Genomic DNA, 7,144 nt, shown 5'->3' with positions numbered 1-7,144 from the left:
GGTCTGTCCGTCTTCGACATCTCCGATGCCTCGGCCTTCGGCGGCAACATCCAGACCAGCCTTCGCTTCGATCGCAAGCCGGAAGGCTCACAGGTCGAAATCCGCCTTCTGGCGTCCGACATCGACGGCGGTGCATTCGGCACGGCGGCAGGGATGACGCGGCTGGTGCCGGTCGGCACGGGCACCGTCTCGGTGATCCTCAAGGGGCCGGGCAGAACCTGGGATTCCATCTTCGACAATGCCGACGGCTCGGTCTCGGCGACCTTCGGGCCGGGTGCGTTGAGCAAGCTCAACCTGCCGGCCTTCCTCAAACATACCGAACAGGGCGGCTTCTTCGCGCTCGACGATGTCTCTGACGGAACATTGCCGATCGACGGTGCCGAGATCAAGGCCACCATTTCGAAGGGCGTGGCGCGGATCGACAAGGCCGAGGCCAATTCAGCGAAGTACAAGATCTGGCTGTCCGGCATCGCGTCCTACGCCGGGCGCGGACTGGCCTTGTCCGGCGGCGTCATTCAGCCTGACCAGGCGGCAACGCAGGCCAACGGCCAGCAAGGTCCCAACCAGTCATCATTCTTCGTCGGCGGAACCTGGAGCACGCCGTTCATTTCCCCGATCAGCCGCGGCGTTTCGGGGGAATAGGCGACACTGCGCCTTCTGTCTTTCACCCGCGCTGCGCCACCTGCTCGTCGAGCTGGCGCTGCACCTCACGCCGCTTGTTGGCAAGCGAGGCGATGATGACGCCCATCGCCACGACGGCGATCAAAATGGTACAGGCGGCGTTGATTTCCGGCGTCACGCCGAGGCGAACCTGGCTGTAGATCTTCATCGGCAGCGTCGTCGCGCCCGGCCCGGAGGTGAAGCTTGCGATGACCAGATCGTCGAGCGAAAGCGTGAAAGCCAGCATCCAGCCGGAGACGATCGCCGGCATGATGACCGGCAATGTGATCTGGAAGAAGGTCTTCACCGGCGTTGCGCCAAGATCCATCGCGGCTTCTTCCAGCGAGCGGTCGAAAGTCATGAGCCGCGACTGCACGACCACGGCGACGAAGCACATGGTCAGCGTGATATGGGCGAGCGTCACGGTGAGAAAGCCACGGTCGAGCCCGACCGCGACGAAGAGCAGCAGCAGCGACAGGCCGGTGATCACTTCCGGCATGACCAGCGGCGCAAAGACCATGCCGGAGAACAGCACCCTGCCCTTGAAGCGCGTGTAGCGGGTCAAGGTGAGTGCCGCCAGCGTGCCGAGAACGGTCGCTACCGTGGCCGAGATCAGGCCAACGCGCGCCGTCACCCAGGTCGCGTCCATGAGGCCCTGATTGTGGAACAGCGAGACGTACCATTTGGTCGAGAAACCGCCCCAGACCGTAACCAGTTTCGACTCGTTGAACGAGAAGACGATGAGCAGCACGATCGGCAGATAGAGAAAGGCAAAGCCAAGCACGATCGAAGTGATGTTGAAGCGGCTCCAGGTGGCGTTCATGAGGTCACCTGTCCATTTCCTGAGCGCGCGCCTGGGCCCGCTGGAAGAGCATGATCGGCACGATCAGCAGCAACAGCAGGATGACGGCAACGGCCGACGATACCGGCCAGTCGCGATTGGCGAAGAACTCGTTCCACAACGTCTTGCCGATCATCAGCGTCTGCGAGCCGCCGAGCAGATCGGGAATGACGAACTCGCCGACGGCCGGAATGAACACCAGCAGACAGCCGGCGATGACGCCGGGCAGCGACAGCGGGAAGGTGATCTTCCAGAACGCACTTGTCGGCGGACAGCCGAGATCCTTGGCTGCCTCGATCAGCGAATAGTCCATCTTCTCAAGCGCGGAATAGAGCGGCAACACCATGAACGGCAGGTAGGAATAGACGATGCCGATGAAGATCGCCGTATAGGTGTTGAGGATGATCAGCGGCTGGTGGATGACGCCGGTGGCGAGCAGCAGCTGATTGAGCAGCCCTTCGGGCTTGAGAATGCCGATCCAGGCGTAGACCCGGATCAGGAACGAGGTCCAGAACGGTAGGATCACCAGCATCAGCAAGGTCGGGCGGATCGTCGCCGGCGCGCGCGCCATGCCATAGGCGATGGGGTAGCCGACGAGCAATGTCAGGACCGTCGAGACCGCGGCGATGATGACGCTGGTTACATAGGCGTTGAAGTAGAGGGCGTCCTGCGTCAGCCAGGCGTAATTGTCGAGGCTGAGTTGCTTCAGCTGAGCCAGGAACCCGGAAATGCCGCCGCTGAAATCGAGCGCCGGCGTATAGGGCGGAATGGCGATTGCCGTCTGCGACAGCGAGATCTTGAAGACGATGACGAACGGAATGAGGAAGAAAAACAGCAGCCAGACATACGGGATGATGATGACCAGTCGGCCAACGAAGGCAGCACCCAGCCTGGCAAGGATGGATTTGCCGGCATTGGATGCCGGAGAGGCTGATGAGGTGGTGACGGCGGCGCTCGACATGGTCGCCCCTACCGCGTCAGCACGACGCCGGCATCGGGCCGGAAGGAAACCCAGGCGCGGTCGTTCCAGCTCAACGGATCCTCGGTGATACGGGCCGCGTTCATGGTGCTCGCGCGCACCACCTGGCCGTCGTCCAGCCTGACATGGTAGACGGTCATGTCGCCGAGATAGGCGATGTCGTAGACCTCGCCCTCGATGGCGTTGACCGCCTCGGCCGGCTTTTTCGACGACACCTTGATCTTTTCGGGCCTGATGGCGAAGGTGACGGCCGTCCCGGCGCCGGCGGTGCCGGCATTGTCGGTGCGGATGGTGAGGCCGTTGCCGGCATCGATGCTGGCGCTGCCGGCCTCGCCACGCGCGATCTTGCCCTCGAACATGTTCACATTGCCGACGAAGCCGGCGACGAAGCGCGATCCCGGCGCCTCGTAGACTTCGGCCGGCGTTGCCACCTGCATCACCTCGCCCTTGTCGATGATGGCGATGCGATCGGCCATGGTCATCGCCTCTTCCTGGTCGTGGGTGACGACGACGAAGGTCAGGCCGAGGTTCTGCTGCAAATCCATCAGTTCGAACTGCGTCTCTTCGCGCAGCTTCTTGTCCAACGCGCCGAGCGGCTCGTCGAGCAGCAGCACCTTCGGCCGCTTGGCGACCGAGCGGGCGAGCGCGACGCGCTGGCGCTGGCCGCCGGATAGTTGGTGCGGCTTGCGCTTGGCGAACTGCTCGAGTTTGACCAGCTTCAGCATCTCGGCAACGCGCGATGCGATTTCGGGCTTCGGCATGCCGTCCTGCTTGAGACCGAAGGCGATGTTGTTCTCGACCGTCATATGCGGGAACAGCGCATAGGACTGGAACATCATGTTGACAGGCCGCCGGTAGGGCGGGATGCCACGCAGATCCTGGCCGTCAAGCAGAATGCGGCCGGCTGTCGGCTCCTCGAAGCCGGCGAGCATCCTGAGCAGCGTCGACTTTCCGCAACCGGAGGCGCCGAGCAGCGCGAAGAACTCGCGCTCGAAGATGGTCAGAGACAGATTGTTGACGGCGGTGAAGTCACCGAACTTCTTGGTGACGTTGTCGAACTGGATGTACGGCTTGGCATTCGGGTCGTTCCACGGTGCAAAATCCCTGCGGATGCTGCCAAGCGATTTCATATCCCACTCCGTCCTGATTTTCTTGCTTCTTGCCCCAGGTAGAAACGGTCCCGGCAGGTGGCTGCCGGGACCGTGTCGGATTGCTTACTGGCCAGTGACGATCTTGGTCCAGGTGCGCGTGATGACGCGCTGGGTCTTGGGATCGTATGGCGAGACGGTGTAGAGCTTCTTTATGGTCTCGGCATCGGGATAAACCGAAGGATCCTCCAACAATGCCTTGTCGACGAATTGCTGCGAAGCCTTGTTGCCGTTTGCGTAGAGCACGTAGTTCGACGACTTGGCGATAACTTCCGGCTTCATCATGTAGTTGATGAACTCGAGCGCCTCCGCCACATGCGGCGCGTCGGCGGGGATTGCCATCTGGTCGAACCACATCTGCGCGCCCTCCTTCGGCACGGAATAGCCGATTTCGACGCCCTGCTTGGCCTCGACCGCGCGGTTGCGGGCCTGGAACACGTCACCCGACCAGCCGACCGCCAGGCAGATATCACCGTTGGCGAGCGCGTTGATGTATTCGGAGGAATGGAACTTCCTGATGTAAGGCCGCACCTTGAGCAAGGTCTCCTCGGCCTTGGCGATATCATCGGGTGACGTGCTGTTCGGGTCGAGGTTGAGATATTTCAACGCCGCCGGGATGATATCTGCCGGCGAGTCCAGCACGTAGACGCCGCAGTCCTTCAATTTGGCCAGGCTATCGGGATTGAAGAAGACGTCCCAGCTGTCGATCTTGTCAGTGCCAAGCGCCGCCTGCACCTTCTTGATGTTGTAGCCGATGCCAACCGTGCCCCACATGTAGTTGACCGAGTATTCGTTGCCGGGGTCATATTTGGCGGTTCGCTCGGTAACCGTGTCCCACATGTTGGAAATGTTGGGCAGTTTCGACTTGTCGAGCTTCTGGAACACGCCGGCCTGGATCTGGCGCGCAAGGAAATTGCCGCTGGGCACGACGACGTCATAGCCGCTGCCGCCGGCAAGCAGCTTGGTCTCAAGGATTTCGTTGGAATCGAAGGTGTCATAGACGACCTTGATGCCGGTTTCCTTGGTGAAATCGTCGATGATCGAACTGTCGATATAGTCCGACCAGTTGAAGACGTTGACGACACGATCCGCGGCGTGACCGCCGACGGTGAACAATGTCAGGAATGCCGAGGTTGCCGAAAGCCAGAGCGCTTTGCGGATCATGCTATTCTCCTTTGATGAGTGTTCCTTCACCGGCTCGTCGCGATATCAGCGCGACCGGCATTTTCTTCAGACTATTGAGCTTTCCAAGGGGCGACAAGCGCGAACTGCCGAGACCATGCAGGCGGTTCGATGAGATGGCTGGATGCCCCTGAGGCGGCCTGGGAGGCGTGCCAATACCGTCATAGGCTTTCGCCGTGGCGCGGGCAGAGATACGACGATATGGTCCGGTCCCGATCGGACCGGCTGGGAGACTTGGCAAGATACGCCTGTCTTGTTGTTGCCGTATTCCCAGCCTGCCCGTGCTGCAGCGACGTTGTCAATGGCAAAGCTGCAGGCCGCTTCAATTAGGCGACGGCACCCCGGTGACCCCTGCGCGTTCGGGCCGTGCCTGGCGCTTGAATTCGAGCCCGATATGGACGAGCAGCGCCGTGACCACCACCGCGCCACCGATGATGGTGCGCCCCGACGGCACCTCGGAATGGATGAGCCAGACCCATATCGGGCCGAGGATCGGCTCGAACGTGCCGAGCAGAGCCGCGATGGCCGCCGGGATCAACCGTGCGCCGGTGGCGAAGAAGGCGAGACCGAGGCCGAGATTGACCACGCCGAAGGCAAACAGAAAGCCCATGTCGCTGACTGACACGGTGAAGGTCGATGCCTGCGAGACGGCAAAGCCGGCCGCGAGCATGGTGCCGAGGCACGTCGCCGGCGTCATGCGCACGCCGGAAAACCGCCGGGTGATGACGGTGGCGACCGAGAACATGACCGCGATCAACAGCGCCAGCCCATCGCCTATGGGCGAGACGGCGCCATCCAGCGATTCCGACACCATGATGGCGACGCCGGTGATGACGGCGGCGATTGCCACCCAGGTGGCGACACCGACCCTTTCGCGAAACAACGCCCAGGCAAACAGCGCCGCCAGCAACGGCACGCCTGCCTGCATCAAAAGGATGTTGGCGACGGTGGTGTAGGCCAGCGCCACGACGAAGGCGGTCGATGCGGTGGCAAAGCAGATCCCGACGGCAAGGCCGGGCAGACCCATGTCGTGGAACAGCTTCAACGTGCCACGCCAGCCGTCACGCCAGACCATGAAGCAGACCAGGAAGGCGGCTGCCCAGACGGATCGCCAGAAAATGACCGTCCAGCTGTCACCGACAGTGATGAAGCGGGCGATGGTGCCGCCGAAGCTCCACATCAGCGCCGACAGGAAGACCAAAAGCATGCCGACGCGCTCCTCGCGCGGCGAGACGGCTGGCGATGCGACGATCGGCGATGCGGTATCGATCATGAGCGCGACTGTCGGGCTTTTGTGGACGGGACGATGCGCAAGGGACGACAAAAAGATGCTCTGTTCGCGTAACGCAAAGGCGCAGGCCGGAACTGAGCCAGCGGCCGGCGACAATTATGGCACCTTGCCCCCATTTCAGAGGACACGGCGTTACTGGAAATCGAAGGCACTCAGGCCCGTCACCATCTCGTCAAGGCCGAGCGGGCGCGTCACCGGCGGCTCGGCCCGCGCCAGGCAGCCGACGCGTTCGCAAAGCCGGCAGGCAGGCCCGACCGGCGTCGCCGCAATACTGCCGGCCTTTGCGGTGATTGCCGCACCGGGCAATGCCGCGCCATAGACGATCTCGTCCCGAAAGCCGATGTCGCAACCGAGCAGCAGCGCGGTGCGGCGCGGACGTTCCGAGAATGCGCCTTGCGGCCCTTCCAGTGTGCGGGCGATGCACAGGAACTCGGCGCCGTCGGGCATTTCCACTGCCTCGACGAAGACCTGGCCGGGTTGGGTGAAGGCAACATGCACGGGCAGCTTGGGACAGCCGCCGCCAAAGCGGCTTTGTGGAAAGCCCTGGCTGCCGGCCTTGCGGAAGCGGTTGCCTGCATTGTCGACCTCCAGCATGAAGAACGGCACCCCCGAGGCACCCTGCCGCTGCAGCATGGTCAGCCGGTTGGCTGCCTGTTCGAAGGAGACGCCGAAGCGCGAACGCAGGACATCGATGTCATAGCGGGCGCGCACGGCAGCCGCGTGAAAGGCCTGATAGGGCATCATCAGCGCATGCGCCGCATAACGGCCAAGTTCGAAGCGGGCCAGGCGGCGCGCCTCGTCGGTGCTCAGCTTGAGCGCCTGGATCTCGCCGGCGACCGCGACCGTCATGCGGATCAGGCAGGCCTCCATCGCGACTTCGCGCAACTGGTCGAACGGCGACAGGCGTTCGGACAGGAACAGGCGCTGCGAATGACGATCATAACGGCGGCGCCAGTTCGGCATGGTGGCGACCGGCAGCACCTTGACCACGATGCCATATTCGCGCTTCAGCCAGGCCTTCAGCGCGCCGAACAGATCGTCGC

Annotated in this window: 7 protein-coding genes; 1 reads left to right on the top strand and 6 read right to left on the bottom strand. The window is 62.6% G+C overall.

Going from position 1 to position 7,144, the window contains the following annotated elements:
* A partial coding sequence (locus tag EN964_RS19005) for an AsmA-like C-terminal region-containing protein (RefSeq protein ID WP_281059559.1) occupies positions 1–642 on the top strand: 642 nt, incomplete at its 5' end.
* 22 nt (positions 643–664) lie between these two features.
* On the opposite strand, the gene EN964_RS19000 is transcribed toward EN964_RS19005, so the two are convergent.
* The 6 genes from EN964_RS19000 to EN964_RS18975 all read right to left on the bottom strand — a co-directional run.
* Positions 665–1,483, bottom strand: a complete 819-nt coding sequence (locus EN964_RS19000) for an ABC transporter permease (protein ID WP_127271643.1) — start codon at positions 1,481–1,483, stop codon at positions 665–667.
* Between the two features lie 4 nt (positions 1,484–1,487).
* A complete protein-coding gene (locus EN964_RS18995) occupies positions 1,488–2,462 on the bottom strand; it encodes an ABC transporter permease subunit (protein ID WP_127272202.1) in 975 nt (324 codons plus the stop codon).
* Positions 2,463–2,470: 8 nt separating this feature from the next.
* Positions 2,471–3,610 (bottom strand): ABC transporter ATP-binding protein, encoded by a 1,140-nt coding sequence (locus EN964_RS18990; protein ID WP_127272201.1) that lies wholly within the window; start codon positions 3,608–3,610, stop codon positions 2,471–2,473.
* A gap of 84 nt (positions 3,611–3,694) precedes the next feature.
* Positions 3,695–4,792, bottom strand: a complete 1,098-nt coding sequence (locus tag EN964_RS18985) for a polyamine ABC transporter substrate-binding protein (RefSeq protein WP_127268369.1) — start codon at positions 4,790–4,792, stop codon at positions 3,695–3,697.
* Between the two features lie 340 nt (positions 4,793–5,132).
* Positions 5,133–6,083 carry a DMT family transporter gene (locus EN964_RS18980; protein ID WP_127268368.1) on the bottom strand — a complete coding sequence of 317 codons (951 nt, stop codon included), beginning with the start codon at positions 6,081–6,083 and terminating at the stop codon, positions 5,133–5,135.
* A 150-nt stretch (positions 6,084–6,233) separates the two neighbouring features.
* On the bottom strand, positions 6,234–7,144 hold a 911-nt coding region (locus tag EN964_RS18975; protein WP_127276621.1), incomplete at its 5' end, for a short-chain fatty acyl-CoA regulator family protein.

It is taken from the genome of Mesorhizobium sp. M7A.F.Ca.CA.001.10.2.1 (assembly GCF_003998575.1).
Taxonomy (GTDB): Bacteria; Pseudomonadota; Alphaproteobacteria; order Rhizobiales; family Rhizobiaceae; genus Mesorhizobium.
Note: the sequence above shows the minus strand (reverse complement) of the source record. Positions and strands in the feature narration are given on the sequence as shown.

Excerpts from the sequence above, each read along its gene's own strand:
- EN964_RS19000 (WP_127271643.1), bottom strand. The coding sequence starts at position 1,483 with ATGAACGCCACCTGGAGCCGCTTCAACATCACTTCGATCGTGCTTGGC.
- EN964_RS18995 (WP_127272202.1), bottom strand. The coding sequence starts at position 2,462 with ATGTCGAGCGCCGCCGTCACCACCTCATCAGCCTCTCCGGCATCCAAT.
- EN964_RS18990 (WP_127272201.1), bottom strand. The coding sequence starts at position 3,610 with ATGAAATCGCTTGGCAGCATCCGCAGGGATTTTGCACCGTGGAACGAC.
- EN964_RS18985 (WP_127268369.1), bottom strand. The coding sequence starts at position 4,792 with ATGATCCGCAAAGCGCTCTGGCTTTCGGCAACCTCGGCATTCCTGACA.
- EN964_RS18980 (WP_127268368.1), bottom strand. The coding sequence starts at position 6,083 with ATGATCGATACCGCATCGCCGATCGTCGCATCGCCAGCCGTCTCGCCG.